This window comes from Gluconacetobacter diazotrophicus PA1 5, from assembly GCF_000067045.1.
Classification (GTDB): Bacteria; Pseudomonadota; Alphaproteobacteria; order Acetobacterales; family Acetobacteraceae; genus Gluconacetobacter; species Gluconacetobacter diazotrophicus.
In genome coordinates, this window is record NC_010125.1 from 1044404 (window position 1) to 1070057 (window position 25654).

Annotated in this window: 22 protein-coding genes, 1 tRNA gene, 5 pseudogenes and 1 other annotated feature; of the genes and pseudogenes, 14 read left to right on the forward strand and 14 right to left on the reverse strand. The window is 64.6% G+C overall.

Features of this window, described 5'->3' with window-relative positions; genetic code table 11:
- Positions 1-79 precede the first annotated feature (79 nt).
- The 6 genes from GDI_RS04910 to GDI_RS04935 form a co-directional block, all read right to left on the reverse strand.
- Positions 80-155 (reverse strand) — tRNA-Glu (locus GDI_RS04910).
- Between the two features lie 81 nt (positions 156-236).
- Positions 237-2096: a single-stranded-DNA-specific exonuclease RecJ gene (gene recJ, locus GDI_RS04915; protein WP_012554378.1), complete on the reverse strand. Its 1860-nt coding sequence runs from the start codon at positions 2094-2096 to the stop codon at positions 237-239.
- Complete coding sequence (gene glpX, locus GDI_RS04920; protein ID WP_012223914.1) at positions 2015-3160, reverse strand: class II fructose-bisphosphatase; 1146 nt, start codon at positions 3158-3160, stop codon at positions 2015-2017. The genes recJ and glpX overlap by 82 nt, the downstream gene beginning before the upstream one ends.
- 48 nt (positions 3161-3208) lie before the next feature.
- Positions 3209-4522: a homoserine dehydrogenase gene (locus GDI_RS04925; protein ID WP_012554380.1), complete on the reverse strand. Its 1314-nt coding sequence runs from the start codon at positions 4520-4522 to the stop codon at positions 3209-3211.
- Positions 4523-4625: 103 nt separating this feature from the next.
- Positions 4626-5849: an LL-diaminopimelate aminotransferase gene (locus GDI_RS04930; protein WP_012223916.1), complete on the reverse strand. Its 1224-nt coding sequence runs from the start codon at positions 5847-5849 to the stop codon at positions 4626-4628.
- Positions 5850-6036: 187 nt separating this feature from the next.
- Complete coding sequence (locus tag GDI_RS04935) at positions 6037-7113, reverse strand: OmpA family protein (RefSeq protein WP_012223917.1); 1077 nt, start codon at positions 7111-7113, stop codon at positions 6037-6039.
- Positions 7114-7331: 218 nt separating this feature from the next.
- On the opposite strand from GDI_RS04935, the gene GDI_RS04940 reads away from it, so the two are divergent.
- From GDI_RS04940 to GDI_RS04955, 4 genes are all read left to right on the forward strand, one after another.
- Positions 7332-8006 (forward strand): ATP-dependent Clp protease proteolytic subunit, encoded by a 675-nt coding sequence (locus GDI_RS04940; protein ID WP_012223918.1) that lies wholly within the window; start codon positions 7332-7334, stop codon positions 8004-8006.
- A gap of 109 nt (positions 8007-8115) precedes the next feature.
- Entirely contained in the window at positions 8116-9108 is a 993-nt protein-coding gene (locus tag GDI_RS04945; protein WP_012223919.1) for a ferritin-like domain-containing protein, read from the forward strand.
- Complete coding sequence (locus tag GDI_RS04950) at positions 9105-9968, forward strand: hypothetical protein (RefSeq protein ID WP_012223920.1); 864 nt, start codon at positions 9105-9107, stop codon at positions 9966-9968. Before GDI_RS04945 ends, GDI_RS04950 begins: the two co-directional genes overlap by 4 nt.
- 85 nt (positions 9969-10053) lie before the next feature.
- Complete coding sequence (locus GDI_RS04955) at positions 10054-10311, forward strand: hypothetical protein (protein ID WP_012223921.1); 258 nt, start codon at positions 10054-10056, stop codon at positions 10309-10311.
- A 54-nt stretch (positions 10312-10365) separates the two neighbouring features.
- Here GDI_RS04955 and GDI_RS04960 read toward each other — a convergent pair whose 3' ends face one another.
- Positions 10366-10551, reverse strand: a complete 186-nt coding sequence (locus tag GDI_RS04960) for a hypothetical protein (protein ID WP_041249297.1) — start codon at positions 10549-10551, stop codon at positions 10366-10368.
- A gap of 135 nt (positions 10552-10686) precedes the next feature.
- Positions 10687-10980 (reverse strand): hypothetical protein, encoded by a 294-nt coding sequence (locus GDI_RS04965; protein WP_157870995.1) that lies wholly within the window; start codon positions 10978-10980, stop codon positions 10687-10689.
- A gap of 14 nt (positions 10981-10994) precedes the next feature.
- On the opposite strand from GDI_RS04965, the gene GDI_RS04970 reads away from it, so the two are divergent.
- Together GDI_RS04970 and GDI_RS04975 are read left to right on the forward strand one after the other, a co-directional pair.
- Entirely contained in the window at positions 10995-11423 is a 429-nt protein-coding gene (locus tag GDI_RS04970; protein WP_041249299.1) for an MFS transporter, read from the forward strand.
- Between the two features lie 211 nt (positions 11424-11634).
- Positions 11635-13392 (forward strand): DUF885 domain-containing protein, encoded by a 1758-nt coding sequence (locus GDI_RS04975; RefSeq protein ID WP_231854216.1) that lies wholly within the window; start codon positions 11635-11637, stop codon positions 13390-13392.
- Positions 13393-13791: 399 nt separating this feature from the next.
- On the opposite strand, the gene GDI_RS19660 is transcribed toward GDI_RS04975, so the two are convergent.
- Together GDI_RS19660 and GDI_RS04980 are read right to left on the reverse strand one after the other, a co-directional pair.
- The gene (locus GDI_RS19660) at positions 13792-14082 is read right to left on the reverse strand and encodes a hypothetical protein (RefSeq protein WP_144880446.1); all 291 of its coding nucleotides are present in this window, start codon (positions 14080-14082) and stop codon (positions 13792-13794) included.
- Positions 14079-15307, reverse strand: a protein-coding gene (locus GDI_RS04980; protein WP_157864216.1) for an IS3-like element ISGdi14 family transposase whose coding sequence is annotated in 2 segments (ribosomal slippage) — positions 14079-15019 and positions 15019-15307 — 1230 coding nt in all. Because the reading frame shifts where the segments join, the coding sequence is not laid out codon by codon here. Before GDI_RS04980 ends, GDI_RS19660 begins: the two co-directional genes overlap by 4 nt.
- Positions 14912-15026, reverse strand: a sequence feature (AL1L pseudoknot). It overlaps the preceding gene by 115 nt.
- A 384-nt stretch (positions 15308-15691) precedes the next feature.
- Between GDI_RS04980 and GDI_RS04990 the strand changes: the two genes are divergently transcribed.
- Positions 15692-16408, forward strand: coding sequence for a YfdX family protein (locus GDI_RS04990; RefSeq protein WP_041249300.1), 717 nt, complete (start codon positions 15692-15694; stop codon positions 16406-16408).
- Positions 16409-16442: 34 nt separating this feature from the next.
- Here GDI_RS04990 and GDI_RS04995 read toward each other — a convergent pair whose 3' ends face one another.
- Complete coding sequence (locus GDI_RS04995; RefSeq protein ID WP_041249301.1) at positions 16443-17882, reverse strand: NCS1 family nucleobase:cation symporter-1; 1440 nt, start codon at positions 17880-17882, stop codon at positions 16443-16445.
- Positions 17883-18071: 189 nt separating this feature from the next.
- Between GDI_RS04995 and GDI_RS05000 the strand changes: the two are divergent.
- Positions 18072-18338: pseudogene (locus GDI_RS05000) on the forward strand (transposase); the annotation flags it as partial.
- Positions 18339-18351: 13 nt separating this feature from the next.
- A pseudogene (locus tag GDI_RS05005) lies at positions 18352-18681 on the forward strand (integrase core domain-containing protein); the annotation flags it as partial.
- Positions 18682-18732: 51 nt separating this feature from the next.
- Here GDI_RS05005 and GDI_RS19665 read toward each other — a convergent pair.
- Positions 18733-19247: pseudogene (locus GDI_RS19665) on the reverse strand (transposase); the annotation flags it as partial.
- Positions 19248-19286: 39 nt separating this feature from the next.
- On the opposite strand from GDI_RS19665, the gene GDI_RS05020 reads away from it, so the two are divergent.
- The 4 genes and pseudogenes from GDI_RS05020 to GDI_RS05035 form a co-directional block, all read left to right on the forward strand.
- On the forward strand, positions 19287-19724 hold the full coding sequence (locus GDI_RS05020) for a recombinase family protein (RefSeq protein ID WP_081482851.1): 438 nt from the start codon (positions 19287-19289) through the stop codon (positions 19722-19724).
- A gap of 234 nt (positions 19725-19958) precedes the next feature.
- A complete protein-coding gene (locus GDI_RS18900; protein WP_012223932.1) occupies positions 19959-20669 on the forward strand; it encodes a M23 family metallopeptidase in 711 nt (236 codons plus the stop codon).
- 81 nt (positions 20670-20750) lie between these two features.
- Positions 20751-21386, forward strand: a complete 636-nt coding sequence (locus GDI_RS05025) for a recombinase family protein (protein WP_231854218.1) — start codon at positions 20751-20753, stop codon at positions 21384-21386.
- 796 nt (positions 21387-22182) lie between these two features.
- Positions 22183-23192 (forward strand): annotated as a pseudogene (locus GDI_RS05035) (IS3-like element ISGdi11 family transposase); the annotation flags it as partial.
- Between the two features lie 615 nt (positions 23193-23807).
- Here GDI_RS05035 and GDI_RS20580 read toward each other — a convergent pair.
- A complete protein-coding gene (locus tag GDI_RS20580; RefSeq protein ID WP_041249305.1) occupies positions 23808-24020 on the reverse strand; it encodes a hypothetical protein in 213 nt (70 codons plus the stop codon).
- 159 nt (positions 24021-24179) lie between these two features.
- Positions 24180-24626: pseudogene (locus GDI_RS05050) on the reverse strand (IS5-like element ISGdi1 family transposase); the annotation flags it as partial.
- Between the two features lie 136 nt (positions 24627-24762).
- On the opposite strand from GDI_RS05050, the gene GDI_RS05055 reads away from it, so the two are divergent.
- On the forward strand, positions 24763-25320 hold the full coding sequence (locus tag GDI_RS05055; RefSeq protein WP_012223947.1) for a phosphate-starvation-inducible PsiE family protein: 558 nt from the start codon (positions 24763-24765) through the stop codon (positions 25318-25320).
- Positions 25321-25654 lie beyond the last annotated feature (334 nt).

The window sequence follows — 25654 nt, forward strand, 5'->3', positions numbered from 1 at the left end:
TGGCTCAAAATCCAACATTTGGAAAATCAGGATTTCGCTTTTGCCAGCTACAACCCGCAGAAAACTGCGAGAAATTGAGTGGCGTCCCATAGGGGATTCGAACCCCTGTTGCCGCCGTGAGAGGGCGGCGTCCTAGGCCTCTAGACGAATGGGACAGCAGGCTTGGGCGGGTTCCTATCCTGCCGGGGGCGGGTGGTCAAGCCCTGTTGGGGGTGGGCGGTGTTTTTATCGGGCGTTCAGGTCGCGATCGCGGCGTCGCGGATGAAGAAGCCGGCGCTGACGCGGCCGTTCCAGCTTTCCGCCCGCAGCCATCCCGCCAGGTGCAGCGGGGGGGCGTTGCGGTCTTCCAGGATCGGGGTGGCGGGGTGGTCGTCGGCGCGGAACAGCAGCGCCTTCAGGCGCGGGCCGCCGCCCTCGCCCTCGACCAGCACGCGCAGCGTGTTGCCCTCGCGGCCGATCCGGTCGGCCCGTACCACCCGCACGCGCGGGATCGCCAGGATCGGTTCGTCATTGCCCGCGCCGAACGGGGCCAGGCGGCCGATATCGGTTGCCAGTTCGGTCGTGGCACCCGCCACATGCACCACGCCCTCGATCAGCACGTCCGTCGCATCCGGCAGCGCCGTCGCGCCGGCCAGCCGGGCCTCAAGGAAATCGTGCAGCGCCGGCACCCCCTCCCGGGGCAGCGAGAAACCCGCCGCCATCGCATGGCCGCCGCCGGTCGTCAGCAGTCCCGCCTGGCGCGCGGCGATGATCGCGGCCCCCAGATCCAGGTCCGCGACCGAACGGCTCGATCCCTTGACCGTGCCGTCCTCCAGTTCCGCCCCCACCAGCACCGGCCGGTTGAACCGTTCCTTGATCCGCCCGGCGACGATGCCCACCACGCCGGGGTGCCAGTCCCGCCCCGACAGCAGCAGCACGCCGCGCCCGGCCGCGCGCTGGGACGCGGCCTCGTCCATCGCGCGGTCCAGGATGGTGGTTTCCACCGTCTGGCGGCGGCGGTTGACGGCATCCAGCCGTTCGGCCAGGCGGCGGGCCTCGGCCGCGTCGTCGCACAGCAGCAGGTCCAGCCCCAGTCCGGATTCTGCGATCCGGCCGCCGGCGTTGATCCGCGGTCCCAGCGCGAAGCCGCAGGTGAAGGCCGAAAGCGGGTCGCGCGCGCCCGCGACCTCCAGCAGCGCGTCCAGGCCCGTGCGCTGCCGCCGGGCCAGGATCTTCAGCCCCTGCGTGACCAGCGCGCGGTTCAGGTCCGTCAGCGGCATGACGTCGCAGACGGTGGCCAGGGCCACGATGTCCAGGAACGCCATCAGGTCGGGTTCCGGCCGGGCGGCGAACCATCCCGCGCGGCGCAGCGTCCGCACGGTCGCCACCGCCGCCAGGAACGCCACCCCCGCCGCGCACAGCCCCCGCTGGCCGGAGGTGCAGTCCAGCCGGTTGGGATTGACGGTGGCCAGGACCGGCGGCGGCGGGCCCTCGGCCTTGTGGTGGTCCAGCACGATGATGTCGGCCCGCCCGGCCAGCCCGGCCAGGATATCGCCCGCCGCCGTGCCGCAATCGACGCACACGACCAGCGTGGCCCCCCGCGCCGCCAGCGCCTCCAGCGCCGGAGCGTTGGGGCCGTAGCCCTCGGTCATGCGGTCGGGCACATGGGTCAGGACCGGGCAGCCCAGGTCGCGCAGCAGTTGGGTGACCAGGGCCGCAGCACAGGCGCCGTCCACGTCGTAATCGCCGAACACCGCGACCGTCTCGCCCCGGCGGACGGCGTCGGCCAGCCGCTCGGCGGCCGGGTCCATGTCGCGCAGGGCGGAGGGGTCGGGCATCAGCGCCCGCAGGGTCGGGTCGAGGAACGTCGCCGCCGACCGGCCGTCCAGCCCGCGCGCGGCCAGCATCTGCCCGACGATGTCCGACACCCCGGCCTGCTGGGCGATCATCAGCCCGACACGCCCCCCGGCATCCGCCAGCACCGGGTCGCGCCACAGCCAGCGCCGCCCCCCCAGGCTGGCGGCGACGCCCAGGACTATCGTCCCGGACGCATCCCCGAGGGCATCCCCGACCGCACCGACGGCCGGCGAGAGCAGACCGTCAGCCACGGGCGGCATGACCGGTGTCGAAAGCGTCTTTCCCGACAGACACGATGTCTGTTCGTGCTCCAGGTCTTGGTGCTGAAATCATGATGCCCCTCGACGAAGCGGATCGTCCCGGACTTGGAGCGCATGACGATCGAATGGGTGATCACGTGCTTGCCGTCGCGGCGGATGCCGCGCAGCAGCGGGCCGCTGGTTCGCCCGGTGGCGGAGAACAGGACGTCGCCCTTGGCCATGTCGTACAGGCCCAGCTTGCGCGACGGGTCGCGGCCCGGGTCCATCGCGCGGGCGCGCTGGATCTGCTCGTCATCCTCGAACAGCAGGCGGCCCTGCATCTGGCCATGCACGCAGCGTACGGCGGCGGCGGCCAGCACGCCCTCGGGCGCGCCGCCCGACCCGGCATAGATATCGACCTGCCCGTCGGGCAGGCAGGCGGCGATGGCGGCAGCCACGTCGCCGTCGCTCAGCAGCATGACCCGCGCCCCGGCCTCGCGCGTCTTGGCGATCAGTTCCTCATGCCGTTCGCGTTCCAGCGCGCACAGCGTCAGTTCCCCGATATCCTTGCGCTTGGCCCGCGCCAGCTCGCGCAGGTTGGCGCCAATGCTGGCGTCCAGGTCCACGACGCCCTCGGGCAGGCCGGGGCCGACGACGATCTTGTCCATGTAGATGTCGGGCGCGTGCAGGAAATTCCCGGCCTCGGCCAGCGCCACCACGGTCAGGGCATTGGGCATGTTCTTGGCGCACAGGTTCGTGCCTTCCAGCGGGTCCACCGCGATGTCCATCGCCGGGCCGCCGGAGCCAACGCGCTCGCCGATGAACAGCATCGGGGCCTCGTCCATCTCGCCCTCGCCGATCACCACCGTGCCGTCGATCGCCACGGTGTCGAAGGCCTGGCGCATCGCCTCGACAGCGGCGCCGTCGGCCTCGTTCTTCAGGCCCCGGCCGGTCCAGTGCGAGGCCGACATGGCCGCGGCCTCGGTCACGCGGACCAGTTCCAGGGCCAGGTTGCGGTCGGTCACCTGATAGCCGGCGTTCGGTTTGCTGGAGCTGGGTTTGCCGGAAGTCGGTGTGGACGTCATCGCTGTCTTCCTCTCTCTTTTTTTCGCCGGTTCTTGCGCCGGCGGGGGTCAGCCGGCTTCGATGCGGATCATCGCCGGTTCGCCGATCACCGCCGGCAGGGCGGCGATCCGGGCCAGAGCCTCCATCATCGCGGATTCGCGCGTGCGGTGGGTGACCAGCACCAGCGGCACCGAGGGCTCGCCGGATGTATCGTCCGCGCCGGCGCGTCCGTGCTGCAGCATGCTGCGCAGCGAAACGCCGTGATCGCGCAGGACGGCCGTGACGTCGGCAATCACGCCGGGGCGGTCATGGACGTTCAGGCGCAGGTAATATTCCTCGTGGAACGCGGTGCGCGGCAGGGCCTCGACCTGCGTCAGCCCGTCGGCGCTGCGGCCCCAGACCGGCACGGCGATGCCGCGCGCGATGTCGATCAGGTCGGCGGCCACGGCGGTGGCGGTCGGGCCCTCGCCGGCGCCCCGTCCCTCCAGCATCAGGCGGCCGACGAACGCGCCCTCGGCTACCACGGCGTTGAACACGCCGTCCACCTGCGCGATCGGCGCCTTTTCCGGCACCAGGCACGGATGGACGCGGGCCTCGATCCCGTCCTCGCGCCGGCGGGCCAGGCCCAGCAGCTTGATGCGGTAGCCCAGCGCCCGGGCGAAGCCGAGGTCCAGCGCGTCGATGCCGCGAATCCCCTCGACATGGACCGAGGAGAACGCCACCGGCCGGCCGAACGCCAGCCCGGCCAGGATGGCCAGCTTGTGCGCCGCGTCGATGCCGTCGACATCGGTGGACGGATCGGCCTCGGCGTAGCCCAGCGCCTGGGCCTCGGCCAGCACGTCGGCGAAGGGGCGGCCGCTCTCGCGCATCGCGGTCATGATGTAGTTGCAGGTGCCGTTCAGGATGCCGCCCACCCGCGTCAGCCGGTCGGCGGCCAGGCCCTCGCGCACCGCCTTGATCGCGGGGATGCCGCCGGCCACCGCGGCCTCGAACATCAGGGGCACGCCGGACAGTTCGGCCAGCTCGGCCAGTTCGGCGCCGTGGACGGCGATCAGCGCCTTGTTCGCCGTGACCACCGGGCGGCCGGCCCGCAGCGCCGCCGTGACCAGCTCGCGGGCGATGCCCTCGGCCCCGCCGATCAGCTCGACCACGACATCGACGTCCGGGTCCCGCGCCAGGGCCAGCGCGTCGTCGTGCCAGGTCACGCCGCCCAGGTCGATGCCCCGGTCGCGGGTGCGGTCGCGGGCGGCCACGGCGGTCACCACGACCCGCCGGCCGGCCCGCGCGGCCACGATCGATTCGTTGGCGCGCAGCAGCTTGACCAGCCCGGCACCCACCGTGCCCAGCCCCGCGATGCCGATCCGCAACTCGTCAGCGTTCATGTTCCGTCCGGTCACCTGATGTCCTGTCGTCGTTCGTGGCAAACCCCCTTGTGCGGGGTGCGATTTTTCCCCGCCCGGTCCGTGCCCGGGCGGGAAGGGTGGGTCAAAGCGCCGCGTCGGGCACCGGCTCGGCGCGGGCCGGGGCCACGCCGTGGCGGGTCATGAACTGGCGGATCGCCCGCGTGGCCTGGCGCAGGCGCTGGGTGTTCTCCACCAGGCCGATCCGCACGAAGCCCTCGCCATACTCGCCGAAGCCCAGGCCGGGCGCCACCGCCACCCCGGCTTCCTTCAGCAGCAGCTTCGAGAAATCGACGCTGCCCATCTCGCGGAACGGGGCGGGGACGGGGGCCCAGGCGAACATCGAGCCCTCGGGCGAGGGTACGTCCCAGCCCGCCGCGTGCAGGCCGCGGATCAGCACGTCGCGCCGGTCGCGATACAGGGTGCGGATCTCCTCGACGCAGTCCTGCGGGCCGCTGAGGGCCGCGACCGCCGCGACCTGGATCGGGGTGAAGGCCCCGTAATCCAGATAGGACTTGATGCGCGTCAGCGCCGTGATCAGGCGCGGATTGCCCGCCGCGAAGCCCATGCGCCACCCCGCCATGGAATAGGTCTTGGACAGTGAGGTGAATTCCACGGCGATGTCTTTCGCCCCCGGCACCTGCAGGATCGAGGGCGGCACCTTGTCGCCGAAATAGATCTCGGCATAGGCGAGGTCGGACATGATCCAGATCTCGTGCCGGCGGGCGAAATCCACCAGTTCGCGATAGAAATCCAGGTCCGCGACATAGGCCGTGGGATTGGACGGGAAATTGACGATCAGCGCCGTGGGCTTGGGCACCGAATGGCGCACCGCGCGGTCCAGCGCGCGCAGCATCTCCTCGTCCGGCGTGGCGGGGATCGAGCGTACGGACGCGCCGGCGATGATGAAGCCGAACTGGTGGATCGGATAGGACGGGTTGGGCACCAGGATGGTGTCGCCCGGGCTGGTGATCGCGGCCGACAGGTTGGCCAGCCCTTCCTTGGACCCCAGGGTGGCGATCACCTCTGTTTCCGGGTCCAGCTTCACGTCGAAGCGGCGGGCGTAATAGCCGGCCAGCGCCCGGCGCAGGCCGGGGATGCCGCGACTGACGGAATAGCGGTGCGACCGGGGATCAGCCACCGTCTCGACCAGCTTCTGCACGATGTGCGGCGGCGTGGGGGTGTCGGGATTGCCCATGCCCAGATCGATGATGTCCTCGCCCCGGGCTCGCGCCGCGGCCTTGGCCTTGTTGACCTCGGCGAACACATAGGGCGGCAGGCGGCGGATGCGGTGGAATTCTTCGGTCATGGGTTGCTCGTTGGGACTATCCGTCCGGGGGCGTGCCGCCCGCGGACCAGGTTCAGGACGGCCGTGTCGCGGCCGGCGGGGTAAATTCCCCGCCGTTCAGATATAACGACGGCCTCGCCCGGCAGGCAACCGCGCCGGAGCGCGCGACCGGACTCCGGTCCATCACGATCCGCTCTATCCGGCCGCTCTATCTGGCCCTGCTGATCCGCACGCCGTCGCCGAACGGGTGGCCGCGCAGGTGGATGGCCCTGGCCGGGACGCCGTCCGCCGCCAGCAGCTCGGCCACCGCCCTGGCCCGCAGCAGGGCCAGGGTCATGGCCCGGGCCTGCGCGGCCGCGTCGGTCGAGGGCGCCTCGCCATAGCCATGGACGAAGAACGGCCCGTTGGGCGCCTGCCGCGCCAGGCTGGCGATCGTTCCGGCCTGCCCCTGCAGCGGCTGGTCGGTCCCGATGGGGAAGCGGATGCGCGTGCCCTCGGGGTCGGACAGCGCGTAATCGGGGCGCGGGGGCGTGGCCAGCGCGTTGTCGGCCGGCACGACGAAGCCCGGGAAGCTGGGCGGCATGGGGGGCTGGGCCGGAATCTCGGGAATGGGGACCGGGGCAGGGGGCGGCTTGCCGCCGACACCGCCGACATCCGCCCCGACCTCGGGCATCGCCACCAGGGCCTCGCCGGACGCGGTTCCGTCCGCCGTTCCGGACGTGGCCCCGGTGGGGGGGGCGGCGGGGGTTCCGGTGGCGGTCTCATTGGCGGCGCGGGCCGGGGCGGGGGACGCTGCCGGCGGGGGCGGGGGGGCGTCGGCGGCGACCAGGACGGCCGACGACGCGCCGCCGTCCGCCGGGGCGGGCGCGGCGGGCCTGGCAGGCGCGGCGGCCTGCGGCGGGGCGCCGGTCGCGGGGGGCGCCGGCAGGGTCAGCGGCCCGATCTCGGCCCCTTCGCGGTGGGCCAGGTTGCGCTGTTCGACCAGGGTTTCGGTGACGTGCGCCCGCAAGTCCTCCGACGGCAGGACCGGCGGCGTGGTCGGCGTCAGCCCCACGGCGGGATAGGCCTCGTGCGCGCCGGGCGGCGGCGGCCGCTGCTGGGCGATGACCCCGCCCTGGTGTTCGTGCCACCAGTCCAGGGTGGCGTCGAAGGCGTCGCGGTGCCCGCAGCCGCCCAGCGCCAGCAGGGCGGCTAGCGCCAGCCCTGGCGCCCGCCCCCGCCGGGGCGGGACAGCGTGGCATACGGGCGGCCGCGCGCTGTCATGCGAAGTGCCCGCGTGAGCCATGCGGTCTCTTGGCAGCGGCGCGATCATCCCTATCTTCTCTCCATGACCAGTTTCCTGCGGCCAGTTTTCGGCGCGACGCGGGGGCGGTCCGTCCTTACTAGCCCGCCCGCGGGCCTTTAGCGAGAGAGCGGCCGGGCAGGACGGGTCTTGGCACCGGCAAAAAGGCGGCGCAGGATAGACCGATAACGTAGACCAGTCCTGGGTACAGGGAGACCACGATGAGCGGCATGCAGCCGAAAAACCGGATCCGCATGGATGACGAGGACCCGGATGGCCCCGACATCCCCGAGCCCCAGGGCCCGGAACCCAAGGAACCCGGCGACAACAAGACCCTGTCCTCGCCGATCAACGAACTGGAAAGCCGGCTGTTCGACCAGCGCAAGGTTCTGGTCTTCGGGGCGATCAACGACAAGCTGGCGCGTGACGTCACGGGCCGCCTGCTGGCGCTGGCCGGCGCGTCCGACCACCCGATCGACGTCTATATCAACTCGCCCGGCGGCCATGTCGAAAGCGGCGACACGATCCACGACATGATCCGCTTCGTCGACTCGGTGGCGCCGGTGAACGTCATCGGCACCGGCTGGGTGGCCTCGGCCGGGGCGCTGATCTTCGCCGCCGGCAACGCGCAGCGCCGCTTCTGCCTGCCGAACACGCGCTTCCTGCTGCACCAGCCGATGGGCGGCGTGCGCGGACCCGCCACCGATATCGATATCGAGGCGCGGGAGATCGTGAAGATGCGCGAACGCCTGAACCGCCTGTTCGCGCGTGAAACCGGCCAGTCGTACGAGAAGGTGTGCCGCGACACCGACCGCAATTACTGGATGTCGGCCGACGAAGCGATCGCCTACGGCCTGGTCACCCGGGTCATCAACACTCTTTCCGATATCCACTGATCGACGGGGCCTGCCCGTGCCGCCATCGCGCGGCACGGGGGCGCCCGCCAGGTATGCCGGTCCGGCCGCGCGGCCGCCGGCGTCGTTCCTGTAAGCGAGCCTGTGAACAATGAATTCTCTTGCCGATATCTATTCCTCCCATCCCCGGGCGCTCGACCCCGTAAAGGCCGATGCCGGCAGCGTGGCCGAGGCCGATTTCAAGGCCCGTCACTGGTCCAGCCCCGTGCCCGGCCCGCTGAAGGCCGGCACCGCCGAGCACAAGCGCGCGGTCGCGCAGATGTTCCGCGAGACGTTCAATCCGTACAAGCCCTCGGTCATCGCGTGGCCCAAGCTGGACCCCGAGACGCTGAAGCGCGTGACCTCGCTGCCGATCTGGGACATCGCGGTGCAGACCGAAGGCAAGGCCCGCCTGCGCATGGCGGCCTATGCGAACATGCTCAGCGACCCGGACATTAAGGACGCGATGTCCCTGAATGCGTGGGAGGAGAACCGGCACAAGGAAGTCCTGTCAAAGCTGGTCGAGGCCTACGACATCAAGATGGCGCCGGAACCCCCCTACGTCGAGCCGACCGACGTGGAATGGGCCTATATGGTCACGGGTTTTTCGGAATGCGTCGACAGCTTCTTCGCGTTCGGCCTGTTCGCGCTGGCGCGGAAGTCCGGCTTCTTCCCCCCCGAACTGGTCGAGACGTTCGAGCCGGTGATGCAGGAGGAAGCCCGCCATATCATCCTGTTCGCCAACTGGCTGACCTACCATCGCGCGACGCTGCCGCTGTGGAAGCGCCCGTGGTTCGAACTGCGCGTGCTGGCGGTCTGGGCGTTCCTGGTCTACGAACGGCTGGACCTGGTGCGCACCATGGACGGTGACGGCAACGTGCATGAACAGGACAACAACTTCGCCGTGACCGGCGTCAAGGACGTTTCCAGCATCGATATCAGCCTGCGCGACCTGATGGGCGTGTGCCTGGAAGAGAACGAGCGCCGACTGGCCGGCTACGACCCGCGCCTGGCGCGGCCGAAGCTGGCGCCGAACATTGCGCGGTTCATCCGCTTCGTGCTGCCCAAGGCCTCCCGCAACGCGCAGGTCGGGCACGCTGCTTGAGCCACGTCGAAGCGGGGTCGGAAGCCCATAAGGACCTGTTCTGCCGTCAGTTCGTCGCCACCCATCAGGTTTTCGACCCCGAAACCCTGCCGTGGCCCGACCTGACGGACGAGGAACTGGCGCGCCTGCGCACCATCCCCTTCTGGCAGGAGGTGTACCACACCGAACGCCGGGCGGGGGCGATCGTGGATGCCTTCACCCCGCAGATCGACGACCCCGTGGTGCGCGAGGCCGTGGCCCTGCAGGGGCTGGAGGAAGCGCGCCACGCGGCGCTGATCCGCACGATGATCGACCGCTACGGCATCGACGCGACCGAACAGCCGATCGAGACGTTTCCCGCCGACCTGGAAACCGCGTTCATCGATTTCGGCTTTGGCGAATGCCTGGACGCGTTCCTGGGATTCGGCGCCTTCAAAAACGCGCGCCAGTCGCAGTTCCTGCCGGAAAAGCTGTTCGAGATCTTCGACGTGCTGATGTTCGAGGAAACGCGGCACATCGTCTTCTTCATCAATTACATGGCGTGGCGCGAGCGGCGGCGCGGGCTGGGCCCGGTGCGCCGCGCGCTGAAATCCACGCGCTTCTACGGCCGCGCGCTGGGGCGGCTGCTGGCCATGGTGCGGCGCGGGCAGCAGCCCAATGACGGCCGCGATTTCGCGGTGACGCAGGCCAACGTCTTCGTGGACGATTTCTCGTTCCGGCAGTTCGTCGAGGATTGCTATCGCGAAAACGCGCGACGGATGAAGGAATTCGACCCGGACCTGATGCAGCCCCGCCTGCTGCCCGCCATGGCCGACCTAGCCCTGCGCGGCATGCGCCTGTGGGACCGCAGGCGCCCGCATCTGCGCACCTCCGCACGGTAGAACCTTCACGCGACAGACCATTCGCGGATGGGGCTGGAACTCTGCCACGCCGCCGGTGTTTCGGCTGGCAGCGGGAGGGCGTGCCATGGCCGACCAACATCCAAAACCTGATGACGGAATCTTCCCCGATCCCGATATCCCGCCCCCTTTTCCGCCGCCCGGCGAGGAAGAGGACGAGGATGAAGACGACGAGGATGAAGACGAGGATGGCACCGGCGACGGCGCCGAGCCCCGGCCGCCGCTGATCAGGACAAGGGCGTTCCTTTTTGAAAGGAAGAACCGAAAAACGTTCGACCGGTTCAGGGATTTCATGCTGGGCGCATACGAAGACGTGAACGAATAAAAGTCTTTTTGCTTCTTTTTCTTCAAAAAAAGAAGGGGAGACCCCCATGACCGGTCACCAGGACGGGCGCCTCGTTTCGCGCCTGCGGGTCGCCATGTTCCTCCTGGTGGTCGGGCTGTATTCCGCGTCATGGTCGCTGGGCTTCGTGCTGGCCTGCTGGGTGGTCGGGCGCGTCACCAGCGCGTTGGGGCCCTTTGCCACGTTTTCCACGCTCGCGGGCCTGTCCGGCCTGTCCGCCATGCTGCTGTGGTTCCTGCCGTTCAATGCGGTCTGGATCGGGCTGCGGATGGTAATCGGATTCTGCTTCGGCGGCCTGTCCGCCCTGGTCGAGGGATGGCTGATCGCGCGAACGGGCGCGAATGCCGCGTTTGCCAGTTACCTGGCCGTGGTGCTGGTGGCGTCGCTGGCCGGCACCCTCAGCCTCAACCTGCTCGATCCGCTGGGCGAGGCCCCCTTCGTGCTGACCAGCGCGGCCGTGCTGGCGTCGATCGTCCCGGTGTTCCTCGAGCGCACGGCGCTGCCGCCGGCGCCGTTGGCGTTCCATGCGGAAATCGGGCGCGTGATCGCGCTCTCGCCGCTGGGCGCGTTCGACTGCCTGGGCGCCGGGACGATCACCGGCGTGCTGGGCGGGCTCGGCCCCGTATTCGGCATGGTGGCGGGACTGGGCATGCACGGGACGACGCATGATGCTGGCCGCGAACACGCTGGGCGGTGCCGTGGCCAATACGCCGGTCAGCTTCCTGACCGCACGGATCGGCCGGCGCTGGCTGCTGACCGGGGTGGCCCTGCTGGGCGTCGCCGTGTGTATGCCGCTGGTTCTTGCGCCGCAATGGCCCCGCGCCGGGCTGATCCTGCTGCTGGGGGCGTTCGGCTTCGCGCAATATCCGCTGTACACTCTGTGCGTCGGCATCACCACCCTGCAGGCGCCCCACCGGCCGTCGGAACAGGTGGCCAGCGAAATGCTGCTGCTGTTCGGACTGGGAACCATCGCCGGTCCCATGATCGGCGGCCCGCTGCTGCATCGCGGAATCGGCTGGATGTTCGGGTTCATTGCCGTGACGTTCCTTGCCATCGGCCTCGGCGCTGCCGCGTGTCGGAGGATTGCGCGGTGAAGCCTTCTTTTTCTGAAGAAAAAGAAGCAAAAAGACTTTGATTCGTTCCGGGTCCCGGTATGCACCCGGCACAAAACCCCTGAACAGACCAAAAGTTTTTTGGTTCTTTTTTTCAAAAAAGAACAAACAACCCCCACCAGGGCACCCCTTCTTGCCAACACGTTCCCCCTTCGGCACGATCCTGCGGTCTGTCAACCGAAAGGGCACGTTCTTGAAAAGACTCCTCCTGGCCTCGATCGCCCTCTTTCCCGGCCTGGCGCACGCGGCCGAAGACCGGAACGCGTCCTTTCAGGCCCTGCTGGCGCAGCAATGGGAATGGCAGTTGCGCGAGAGCCCGGAACTGGCGACGACCATCGGGGACGACCGCTATAATGATCGCTGGTCCGACATGTCGCTGGCCCATGTCGCGGTTCAGGACCGCGCGCTGAAGGACTTCCAGACGCGGTTCACGGCCTTCGGAACGGCGGGATTGTCGGAACAGAACCGCCTCAGCCGCCAGATGATGCTCCAGCAACTGGCGATCGACCGGGAGGCGATCCGGCTGAAGATTTATGAAATGCCGATCGACCAGATCAATGGGGTGCCGTTGCAACTGGCTGGTTTCGTGTCCAGCATTCCGTTCGATTCCGTCAGACACTATCAGGATTACATCGCCCGCCTGCACGCCATTCCGGCGGTCCTGCAGGCGGTGGTCGACAGCGCGCGGGCCGGCATGGCGGACCATCTGATGCCGCCGCGCTTCCTGCTGGAAAAGGCGATTCCGCAATTGCGCGGCATCGCGTCCCCGGCCGGGACGGACAATGTGTTCGGACAGCCGGCCCTGCATTTTCCGGCGACGATTCCGGCGGACCAGCAGGCGGCGCTGCGGGCGCAGATCATCGCCGCCGTCGATCGCGAGGTCCGCCCGGCGTTCGAGAAGACGGCCGATTTCGTCGAAAAGGACTACGCGCCGCACGGCCGGGCGCAGGACGGGATCTGGGCGCTGCCCGACGGGACCGCGCGCTATCGCTTCGCCATCCGCCAGCAGACCACCAGCACCATGACCCCCGCCGCGATCCACGCCCTGGGCCTGGCCGAAGTCGCGCGGATCGAAAAGCAGATGACCGATGTCGCGCACCGGCTGGGCTTCGCGGACCTCGCGGCGCTACGGGCGTCGGTCCAGACCGACCATAAGCTGTTCGCGACCTCGCGCGAGGAAATCCTGGACCGCTACCGCACCTATATCGCCGGAATGCGGCCCGAACTGCCCAGGCTGTTCGGCACGCTGCCCAAGGCGGACGTGAAGGTGCAGGCGGTCGAAACCTACCGCGAGGCCGAGGCGCCGGACGCCGAATACCACCAGGGTACGCCCGACGGGTCGCGCCCCGGCATCGTGTTCGTCAATACCGGGGATTTCGCGCATCGCGACCTGTACACGATCGAGGACACCGCCTATCACGAGGGCATTCCCGGCCACCATCTGCAGATCGCCCTGGCCCAGACCCTGCCCCTGCCGCCTTTCCGCCAGCAGGGCAGCTATAATTCCTATGTCGAGGGATGGGCGCTGTACGCGGAACGGCTGGCGAAGGATTACGGGTTCTACAAGGACGCCTATAACGAATATGGCTGGCTGAACGGCGAACTGCTGCGCGCCGACCGGCTGGTTCTGGATACCGGCGTGCACTATCTGCACTGGACGCGCCCGCAGATGATCGCGTTCTTCCGCGCCCATCCATCGGAAAGCGAACCCGGCATGCAGGCCGAAACCGACCGCTACATCGCCTGGCCAGGCCAGGCGCTGGGCTACAAGCTGGGCCAACTCGAAATCCTGGATCTTCGCGCCAGGGCGCAGAAAGCGCTGGGCCCCAAATTCGATATCCGCGCCTTCCACGACGAAATCCTGGGCGGCGGCGCACTGCCGCTGGACATGCTGGACCAGCGAGTTACGCAATGGATCGCGGCCCAACGCGCCGCCCTGAAGCCGTCATGATTGGCGAAAACGCCGAAAGACCGCCGGCAGCCCATGTCCTGGAAGCGGACACTTACGCGAAGGATGTGGGCGTGTCATGGTTGTGTTCCGGACCTTTACCACAGACTATATGGTTATGAAGGGGAACTGGAATAGGACGTGTTTACAAGGCGGAGTTCAGACGTGAAGCTGTGTGTCTGACTCTAAGCAGCGATCTGTCGCGTGAGCGGATTGCTAAGAATGTGGGTATTGGCACTTCGACACCGACGAAATGGGTCCGGGATGCCTTGCGCCATGAGCCTGTGATGGCTGATGGCGCGCATCACAGAGCATTATCGTGTGAGAGTGAAATCCGCGTTGTCCGGGCAGGACGGTTCAGGGTGACGACACACAGCACGATACCTGCCGCTTCGCTATTCTTCAAGGAAATTCTATCAGAATATTGTCAGCGAATGTGTTTCGACGTCTATTTTGTGCAGGCGGTGATGCAGTTATTGATCCTTTTGCCTCGAGAGATTTCAAGGCGTCCTTGTAATTGCTGCGCAAGTATCTTTTTCCGACGTGATGGCGCTCGAATACATCGATCATTTTCAAGGTCATTCCGGAGAAGGTTTCGAGCAGCATTTTCTCGAGTTCATCAAGCGGACGCGCCAGATCGAACAGGAGAGTGAAGCGTCCCGGGTTTCCCGGAGGCCATTTGGTTTGAGTCACGCAGCCATATCGATGATCTCGAGGGCTGCATAGTAGTTGGCTTCGGCCTCGGCGGGTGGGATATAGCCGATGGGGCCAAAGAGGCGATGGTTATTGAACCAATCGACCCAGCGCAATGTTGCCATTTCCACGGCCGATACGGTCGGCCAGGAAGGCTGCCGCCAGATGACCTCGGCCTTGTAGAGGCCGTTGATGGTCTCGGCCAGGGCATTGTCATAGGAGTCCCCGACGCTGCCGACCGAGGGTACCAGATCGGCCTCGGCCAGGCGCTGGGTGTAATTCATGGCGAGGTATTGGACGCCCCTGTCACTATGGTGGATCAAGCCATCCTCGGGTCCGGGCCTGCGGGCATGGATCGCCTGCTCCAGGGCGTCCAGCACGAAGCCCGCGGTGGCTGACGTGCTGACCTTCCAGCCGACGATGCGCCGGGCATAGGCGTCGATCACGAAGGCGACATAGACGAAGCCGGCCCATGTGTGGACGTAGGTGAAATCGACCACCCACAGGGCATTCGGCCGGCTCAAGCGGAATGCGCGGTTCACCTTGTCCAGCGGGCACGGAGCCTTGGGATTGCTGATGGTCGTGACCGTCCTCTTCCCTCGCCGAATGCCGGCTAGGCCCATGGCACGCATCAGGCGTTCCACGGTGCATTTGGCCACCTCAATGCCTTCACGGCGCATCTGATGCCAGACTTTGCGCGTCCCGTAGAGCTTTGAACTGGCGTCATATACCCGCTTGATCTCGTCCTTCAGTTCGTCGTCGCGCCGGGCACGCGCAGGCCGCCTGGCGGGGTCCGCCAGACGGACAGCATGTTCGTGATAGGAGGATGGGGCAATCGCCAGTTCGCGGCAGATCGGCTCGATACCCAAGTCCTCGCGATGGGCGTCGATGAACGCCATCATCATTTCCCGCGGCGGTCGAGCTCCGCCATCGCAAAATACGCCGATGCCTTGCGCAGGATCTCGTTGGCGCGGCGCAACTCCTTGACCTCGCGCTCAAGTTCCTTGAGCCGAACGCGTTCGTCACCAGCTTGCCCCGCCGGTCCCGCTCGCCGCCTGGCCTCATCGCGGCACCAGCGGCGCAAGGTCTCCGCCGTGCAACCGATCTTGGCAGCAATCGATGTCATCGCAGCCCATTCCGACCCGTAATCGGCCCGATGCTCCCCAACCATACGGACCGCACGCTCACGGACCTCAGGCGAAAATCTCTGGCTCATCGTGTTCATCATAGCTCCTTCTCACAGATAGGAGCCTCCGCGAAACCCGGGACGCTTCAGGTCCTGCGTGAAACGTGATCTCTTCATGGCCTGTCTCCGGTTGGACAGACCTTACTCAAAAACGAGGGCATTCCACGGGGCAGGGTCACGACTTTTCCGGTGCAGTGTCATGCTTCCGTGCCGGCTCGTTGCGCATGGCATCGTCCGTCTTACGGTGGGTCCGGGATGGAATTCAGGCTTCGCCGCTGGGGCGCTCCGGCGGGAGGCAACGCCGTATTAATCGCGGCTTCGTTATGCATGGGTGGTCGGGGACGTATCTTGACTTGCCTTGTCCTCGGAGTGCCAGAAACATTATGTTAAATATGACTCTAACGGACGAGAAGGATATCAGCTATGCGAAATGTTGCCACGCTGGCGGTCGTCGCCGCCCTGGGCTTCGCGCCCTCGCTGTCGCAGGCGGCGTCGCTTCATGCGACGTGGGAGAAGTTCAAGGCCGAGCGCGCGCTCCATCATCTCTCCCATGACGGGGAGCAGGCCCTGACCGATATCGTGACGGCTCGGCAGCTTGTCGCGCAGGGAAAAGTCGATCAGGCGGTGCCGCCGCTCTATGACGCGCAGAAGCGCCTGGAAGCGGCGCGTAAGGCCGAAAAGCGCTACAATGTGGCGGAAAGCGCGCTTCAGCCTGCTCCGCAGCATCCGCTGCCGTCGAACCATCCGGTGACGAGCACGCCGATCGACTGGGTTCCGGTCGGCGGCGCGTTTATCGCCAGCGATATTCTGTCACCTGAAAAGAAGGCCGCGGTCGCCAAGGCCAACGATCAGTTGAAGGCCGGCGACAGCAAGGGCGCCGCCCAGACGATGCAGGTCGTTGGCGAGGATGTCGATTTCATTGTCGCGCTGGCGCCGTTGGATCAGACCGAGGGTGCGGTCAACCGGGCGACAGTGTTCGTTGAGGGACGCCAGCCGGCCCAGGCGGCCGAGGCGCTGGATCAGGCCCTGAACGGGCTTGTCTTCGTGTCGCAGGATTTTATCGAGACCCTGGCCCCGGCTGCCCCGGCTGCCCCGGCTGCCCCGGCTGCCCCGGCGAAACCGACGCAGCAGAAGAAATGATGATCATCGTAGTCTGATGTGATCATGCCCCTCTTCACAGGTCATTCGGTCTGTGAAGAGGGTGGCGGTTGAAGCCGGTGTATAGCAGTGCGCCCGTCGCAATGCCCAGGAACCAGGATACCGCGTTGATGGCATCCTGCCCCGGGAGGGTGCCGGCCGGCAGCAGGGCGGGGGGCAGCAGCAGCAGCAGGGTCAGGCCGGTAGCCGCCAGGGCGGACGGGCGCCAGCCCCGCCGGCCCGCATAGAGGCCGGAGAATGAGTAGAGCTGCGCGAGGTCGATCGTCTGGCGGCGGACCAGATAGTAGTCGGCCAGCATGATCCCGGTGATGGGTGCCAGCACCGCCGAAAGCAGGCCGAGCAAGGCGAAGACCGTCTGCGGATGGTCGAACCACAGCCAGGGGGCGACGAACAGGCCGAGCAGGATGACCGTGATGCCCGCGCGGTCGAAATCGAGCCGGCGGGGGAACAGGCTGAGCAGGTCGTAGGCGGCGGGGACGATGTTGCCGGCGACGTTGACCGACAGGGCCGCGACGATGATCGTGATGCCGCCGGCGAGCGTGAGCGGCGTGTTGTGGATCCGCATCAGGATTTCGACCGGGTTCCAGATCGGTTTTCCGAACATCACCAGGGTGGCCGAGGTGATGAGAATGCTCATGGGCGTGAAGATGACGGCGGTGACCGGCAGGCCGATGAGCTGGCCAATGGCCTGGTCTCGCTGCGAGCGGACGAAGCGGCTGAGGTCGGGGATGTTGACCGCGAACGATGCCCATATGCCGATGATGCTGGTGACGGCGGCCCCGCCCTTGAGGAACAGGGCCGACCCGTGCAGCGTGGACGGGATGGCGAAGAGTGGGCCGGTGCCGTGGCAGATCCTGATGGCCCAGAGGGCGGCGGCGCCGGCGACGACAAGGACCAGCGGGCCGGCGACCAGTTCGAAATTGCGGATGCGGTGTATGCCATGGGCGGCGACGAGGGCGTGCAGGCCCCAGATCATCGTCACCGCCAGCCAGGGGCCGAGCGCCGTGCCGTCGGGAAGGTGCAGGCTGCTCCAGTCCGGCCACAGGCTGGCGGCGATGGCGTCGAGCGCCTGCGAGGCCGCATAGGACTGGACCGAGAACCAGAAGATGGCGACCACGGCGCGGATGGCGACGGGGATGACGGCGCCGCGCGGGCCGAAGGCGGCGCGGATCAGGACGCAGAAGGGAATGCCCCATTCGGTGCCCGCGCGGGCATTGAACCACATGGCGACGAACAGCGAGCAATAGGCCGTCCAGACGATGAGCAGGCACTGCATGGCGGAGAAGCCGATGGCCATGAGGCCGGCCGCGGCCTCGTAGGCGACCACGTTATGGACCATGCCCATCCAGACGGCGGCGAGGGTGATCCATGTCCAGTCCCGTTTCTGCCGGGGCAGGGGGGCGATGTCGGGATTCCACAGCAGGGGGTCGCGGGCGGTCTGGGTCGTGTCCAGCATGGGATCTTTTCCGGTTGGGCCCTGCGCTGGAGCCATCCGGCCGGATGGCTCCATACGGTCGGACAGGGATGCTCGCCAGGGCACCGATCCGGGGGGGGGCATGTCCGCGAACCGGTGGGAATGGATAGGCCTCTAGCAGGCTGTCGGGTTGGGGTACCTGGCTCTGGCGATCTGCGGTAAGCTTTCAGGATGAGCAGCTTCATTCCGTTTGATCGATCGCAGCCGTATCTTCTGCCGCCGGATCTGAAGTCATGGCTGCCGTCGGACGATGTGGCGCATTTCATCGTGGCGGCGGTAGAGCGGGTGCCGTTGAGGGCATTTTCCGTTCCTGTGCGGACTGGCGGCAAGGCGCAGTATCATCCGCGCCTGATGCTGGCGCTGCTGATTTACGCCTATGCGAACGGCGTGTTCTCATCGCGTCGGATCGAACGGGCGACATATCGTGATATCGGTATCTGGGCTCTCATGACGCCATGAATACGAACTCTATCTGGCGGTGGAGAACATCGACCATACCCGCACCAAGGCGCGCAGCCCGCAGACCAACGGCATCGTCGAGCGCTTCCACAAGACCATGCTCGACGAGTTCTATCGTGTCACTTTTCGCCGCAAGATCTACGACAGCATCCACGAACTCCAGGCAGACCTCGACGAATGGATGGATGACTTCAACCGCAATCGCACCCACCAGGGACGATACTGCTTCGGCAAAACCCCGATGCAAACCTTCCTTGACGCAGCCCACCACGCCCGCGAAAAAGATATCGGGCGCCACGTCGAACACCACATGAACGCGTAGCATCCACGCCGGCCACTTCAAGCCGTCCGTCAGATTAAGTGCAAACTTCTACACATCATGTCCGAGACGGCAAAGATGCCGTGCCATTTGCCGTGACCCGTAATACGGCGTCTCCAGAAACTGCGCGTCGATCAACCGCATCAACGCAAGATTGGCGTCGCTCTCCGGTACCGGTCGGTAATAGACACTCGACCGGTTGAGCTGCAGCAGCGTGCACTGCCGCACCACCGACAACCGAGGCCGTTTCAGGTCGATCATTTGCCGCCTCTGAACACGCCCAACCGCACAGAGGCATCCCGCAAAAAATCCCGTTCCACCAGCAACTGCCCGATCTTGGCGTGCAGCTTCTCCACATCGGCAGGACTGGCCGCCGCCTCTGGCGTCTGCTTGCCAGAGAAGGTTGTCGCCATACCCTCGATCGCCTGGCGCTTCCATTGGGCGATCATCGTCTGGTGCACGCCGTGTTTCGACGCCAATTCCGCCAGCGTCTGGTCGCCCCGGATCGCCTCCAGCGCCACCCGCGACTTGAACTCACCCGAATACCGTTTCCGCGTAACCTTGCCCATAAACCCGTCCTCTCTCAGGCCGGTCTATAGCTTAACCCCCTGTCTGAAAAATGGGGTCCACCTCTCCGGAAGCTGGTCAGGCGATTACAGGCCGGGGATAGCCTGACCGTGGTCAAGCTCGACCGCCTGGGACGCAACGCACTCGATGTGCTGACCCTCATCGACCTGCTCAAAAAGCGCGGAATATCCGTGCGCATCCTCAATCTGGGCATCGACACGTCGGGCGCCGGTGGCCGGTTGTTCCTGCTCCTGCTCGCAGGGTTCGCGGAGTTCGAACGCAACATCATCCGGGAGCGCGTGCTGTCGGGGCTGGAAACCGCCAAAGCCAAAGGCACCCGTCTCGGCCGGAAACCGGCCCTCCCCGACGACGCCATCGCTCAGGCGCGTCGGCTCAAGGCGCAGGGACTGTCCGCCCGCGAGGTGGGCAAGCTCCTGCACGTCTCGAAGATGACCGCCTGGCGGGCGATGAACTCCTGACATCCGTCCCGCAATCCCCGTATCAGAATTGCAGGACAGGAATCGTAGCCATGCGGATTTCGCCTATTTCCAAAACAGGTGTTTTTGGGACGATAGCACAATCATTCTGACTGTTTTTTAAGCTTGATACCATACTCCTGCCGTTACAAAATCTTGCTATCGCAACCCTGACTCGTCCTTACTGACAACAAAGGGGGACTACTCCACGGAGCGCGGCGTAAGCACATTGACAATGTGCCATCGAAAGATCCTCACGAAGGTAATGAAGAAATGAGATTCTCAGGTCGCTTATGGCTGTCGTTCCCAATTTACATAACGGGTCTGTTCATAACCGCCACTCAACCCGCAGTCGCAGTTCCCTTCCCCAAGTTTCCTGGTGCGCCAAACTTGTTCGGAAAGGCTGTCGTCGCCCCTGGAGCGGCAATAGAATCAGTTGTTGTCTCTCCTTTGTTCGATCGACGCTTCACTTGTGTAGATCATCCAGAGGGCGAGGTAACAGAACTAGGAGACGCGCTCGGCACGGACTGTTTGATTCTAGGAGGCTTTGCAGACAAGGACTCAGGTTATTTTCGGCTTTTTAAATCTGATGGAAAACACAATCCCGACTGGTACGGGTGGCACGCTCCCGTGCTCTCCCCAATGAACGGTGAGGTTGTTGGGATTTACAGAAATCCCGTGACGAATACGCCGGGGCATTTGCAACCTACTTTACCCAGTTTTATCGTTTTCAAACGGTCCGACGATGTTATCATCGTGTATGCGCATGTCACTGATATTCGTGTCAAAATTGGTGACCACGTGACCGCAGGCCAGATTGTAGCTCTTGATGGGAATAACGGCTTTGCGAGAGCACCGCACATTCACGTTGGCGCATACCGTGGCGTTACGCCGTTACAAATACGATGGGACCAGCGAGCGGAACAGAAGATATTTGAGAACGAATAAATATTGTCCGCACGATATTGATTATAATAATCCAAAAAACTTACTATCTTTTTGGTATAATACCGCCATAGATTGGGAAATATGGCGGTTTATTATTTCCGCAGAAAACAGCCAGAAAAGCACCGCCATAAATCCCCGCCAGAATTGCAGGGGGAAATTGGCATGAAATATGGATATTGCAGAGTCTCGACACTGGGACAGGATTTGAAGGAACAGGAAGACGCTTTGGCGGCACTCGGTGTGCCCAAGGCCAGTATTTTCAAAGAGAAGATTTCGGGGGTCATCCGGTCGGACGGCCGCCCGCAGTTTGGCAGGATACTGAGGAAAATACAGTCCGGGGATGAGCTTGTAGTCATGAAGCTCGACCGGTTGGGTAGGTCCACCCTCGATATCCTGACGGTCATCCAGACTCTCCGCACTCAGGGTGTGGCCATCACCATTCATGGCGTGGGCACCATCAGGGACGACATGATGGGAAGCCTGACCATGAACCTGCTCGCATCCTTCGCAGAGTTCGAGCGTGCCATCATTATTGACCGTACTCAGTCGGGAAGGCGCAGAGCCATAGCCAGTGGCGTAAAAATGGGACGAAAGCCCAAGCTCAGCAAGCAGGCCCGAAAAGCCATCCGAGAACGCTATGGCAATGAGACCGGGGCACTGCTGGCCAAAGAATATGGCGTTGGTCTGAGAACGATACAGAGGGTTGCAGCTTCGTGAGCTGGTGAAGGCAGTTCCGGCTCTCACCTAATGCAATCCGAGCAATCTCAACAATGCCAAAATTCCAGCGAGCACTCCAAGCACGACAAAAGCCTCCCAAAGCGTAACACCCCGCCGAGGACGCTTGGGTCGCTTACGCGCTGGCTCTGGCGGGGGCATGACGCCAGCCTTCACGCCCAACCATTCATCAAGGTCAGCAATACGGAATCTAATGTCTCTCTTGCCGTATGTTACCGACCTTGGACCCATCCCCATCCATTTTAGATTCCGAAGGCGTCCGGGGGAGATACCAAGATATTCAGCCGCCTGCGGATATGTCAGGATAGCAGGACGGACGGAATCGGGAAGCTTGGACATCAATCATCGGTATGGAACGGATGCCCTCCATCTAAAGATATTTTGACACCAGTCAAGGTCACTTCCGCTAAGGCGTGAGCCATTTATGAGCCAACATGGGGGAGATTTAAGGTGACAAGCAGTGATATGTGGTGATACTAATAGATTGGAAAGAAAGGGTTTCTGTGGTTTTTTCTAAGCGCTGAATGTCTTTTTACTGCCCTCTCACGGCGGCAACAGGGGTTCGAATCCCCTATGGGACGCCAAGGCGTAAAATACCCTTACATTTCTGTATCTTGGCTCGGTGTTTTACAAATACCGGGATTGAGTTTTACACGGGCGATCCGCTCCATCGCCTCGCGGGCGAGGCGGACCTGGTCCACTGCGCCCGTGTAGCGCTTGACCTTGCCCCCTGAAATGCCCTCGCATTGAAGTAAGGTCTGTCCACTGGAGACAGACGATGAAGAAAGCGCGATTTACGCAGGACCAGATTATCGGGGTCCTGAAAGAGCATCAGGCGGGCGCTACGGCTGCGGATCTGTGCCGCAAGCACGGGATCAGTGACGCGACCTTCTACACCTGGCGGTCGAAATACGGCGGGATGGAGGTGTCGGAAGCGCGGCGCCTCAAGGCTCTTGAAGAAGAGAACGCGAAGCTGAAGCGGCTTCTGGCGGAGAGCGTGATGGACGTCTCGACGCTGAAGGAACTACTGGCAAAAAACTCGTGACGCCCGGTTTGCGGCGGGAAGCCGTGACCTGGGCGATCCGGGAGAAAGAGTATTCGCAGCGACGGGCCTGCCGGCTGATCGGCATGGACCCGAAGACCTGGCGCTATGCGTCACGCCGCCCGGATGATGCCGCAGCGCGCGGGCGGCTGCGCGAACTGGCTGGGGAGCGACGGCGATTTGGCTACCGGCGACTGCATATCCTGCTCGGCCGGGAAGGAATGACGATGAACCACAAGAAGCTGTTCCGGCTGTATCGCGAAGAGGGGCTGTCGGTCCGCAAGCGTGGCGGCCGGAAACGGGCGCTGGGCACGCGCTCGCCGATGATGCTGCCCGACGGGCCGAACCAGCGCTGGAGCCTGGATTTCGTCTCGGATGCATTGAACAACGGACGGCGCTTCCGGGTGCTGACGGTGGTCGACGACTACACGCGCGAATGTCTGGCGCTGGTGGCGGACACCTCGTTATCAGGCGAACGCCTCGGTCGTGAACTCGACCGGATCGGCGAGCATCGCGGCTGGCCGCTGATGATCGTTAGCGACAATGGCACCGAGATGACATCGAACGCGATCCTGGCCTGGCAGCAGAAGCGATCGGTGCTGTGGCACTATATCGCACCGGGCAAGCCGCAGCAGAACGGGTTCGTCGAGAGCTTCAACGGCCGGTTCCGCGACGAATGCCTCAATGAGCATCTGTTCCGTAACATCGCCCACGCTCGGACGGTCATCGAGGACTGGCGGGCCGACTAGAACGCGGCTCTGCAAGACCCATAATACCGACGAGCGGGAGGTTCTCTACCCCTGGCACCCTTGGTTTGGGCGTCGGGTGTGCGTCGAGGACATGATTGAGCGGGGCGGCCAAGTCCTTTCCCGCTGTCGCCTGTCTGACACGGGAGGGGTCAGGCTCCTTGAATTGCCGGCGTGGATGCTTGATCGCGCGGCTTGCGCCGGGATGCGGCTGGCCCCGGATCCGACCGTGTCCCTGGGAGCGCTTTACGATCTGCAATCGTTGCTGACGGGCTTTTTGTCGTCGGACCCATCTGAAACCGTCGCAGGCTTCTCTCCTGACCGGAATCGGAGAGAGGACCATGCGACACGACGGACGACAGCGCTCCCGTGTGGGGACCATATCGGCGCAGCCGGATCTGTTCGACGACAAGAAAGCCGATCGGCCCAGTCCGAACCTGATCTGGAGGGACCTCCCCCAGCAGGCGCGGAACGATCTACAGTCGATGATGGCTCGCCTGATCCTCGATCACGTACGCAGTCGCGGACCCGGTGTCGTGCAGGAGGCCTGCGATGAGCCGTGACAAGATCAGCCCGCGTCATCTGGAGCGCAGGGCAATTCTGTATGTGCGGCAATCATCCGCGCACCAGGTGCAGCACAACCGGGAAAGCCGCGCCTTGCAATATGCCATGCGCGAACGGCTCGCCCAGCTGGGCTGGCAGACGATTGACGTGATCGACGACGATCTGGGCTGCTCGGCAGCGGGCGGCGTAACGCGCGCAGGTTTCGACCGCATGGTCGCCGAGGTCTGTTTGGGGCGTGTCGGTGCGGTCGCGGCCCTGGATCAAGCTTATCGATACCGTCGACCTCGAGGGGGGGCCCAGTACCCAATTCGCCCTATAGTGAGTCGAAAAAGATATCGGGCGCCACGTCGAACACCACATGAACGCGTAGCATCCACGCCGGCCACTTCAAGCCGTCCGTCAGATTAAGTGCAAACTTCTACACGTCACAATATGGCGCTTGCGGCCCTTGACCTTCTTCCCCGCGTCATAGCCCGAAAGCCCGCCACTTTCCGTGGTTTTCACCGACTGGCTGTCAATCACGCCCGCGCTCGGAGAGGCTTCACGCCCCTCGATCTCGCGCAGGCTCATGACCAGCACCGTATTCATGACTTCGAACACTCCGGCACCACGCCAGGCGTAAAAATAGCGCCTGACGGTCGAGACCGGCGGAAAGCATTTCGGCAGCAGGCGCCACGCACACCCGGCCGAGGCTATGTAGAGCATCGCGTTGACCACCTCGCGCATATCCGTAGTGCGGGGGCGACCGCCCCGTTTCGCCGGGGGTACAAATGGCATGATCAAAGCCCACTCCCCGTCCGTCATATCCGATGGATATCGCAACCCTTCCCGGCTATGTTCACGTCGGGCAATACCAGTCCATGTCACCATTCACTCCATCTCTTCGCAAAGACGGATGAATCACAACAGGCTGGTATTGTTCAAAAACTTTCGGATCGGGCTCTAAAAGAAAAACCAGCCCCAGGGCGTGGGAACTATAACGCAATTAATAGATCGGAAAACGGCTATGGAAGACCTCTCCATGAAACGTTCCTGGCAGAGCAGGGACTGGTCCCGCTTCATCAAGCTGTTCAGGGGCCTGACATTCTACGAGCGTTTTGAACAGGCGATCATTCTGACCCTGATTGCGCTCATCATGCTGGTCACCGCCATCGCGACGATTCATCTGATCGGCGCGGTATGGCATCTGGTCGTCGATGTCGGAATCGATCCGATCAACCAGACGATCTTCCAGGCGATTTTTGGCGCAATCTTTACTGTTATCATCGCCCTTGAGTTCAAACACTCCCTGCTGGTCGTTCTTGCCCAGCATGAGAACGTCATCCGGGTGCGGACCATCGTCCTGATCGCCCTCCTGGCGATTGCCCGCAAATTCATCCTGCTGGATCTGCATGACGTGACTGCCATGGAACTATTCGCTCTCTCGGCGGCTGTTCTGGCGCTGGGCGTCGTCTACTGGCTGGTCCGCGAGCAGGATGCGCGTGTCGCGCGCGATGCCAGGGAACAGGCGCATCTCGAAGATAATCCTGCGGCCCGCTGTGAGCCTGAACGGTCTTCATCCTGAAGAATCGAGGTAAAGGCGGTCTATAACACCGCCTTTACTCAAATCCCCATTACGTCCCGTGCGATGAGGACGTCTTCTTCGCCGTCTGTGACCCTGACTGTGCCAGATGATCTGTGTCGATGGGCCGGAACGGCGGAATGGGTTGTCCGGGATAATAGACCGGCCCCTTGTAGTTCTGATCCAACTGGCTTGCGTTCAAGCTGTCAACCAGCATATCACCCGTACCGTCTTCGTAATGAGTGCGAGCCCCGGTTTTGGGGATTGTGGACGTTCCCTCAGTCGCCCTCGCATCGAACGATGTTGCAGCCGTCCGGACAATATCACCAGCATGTGA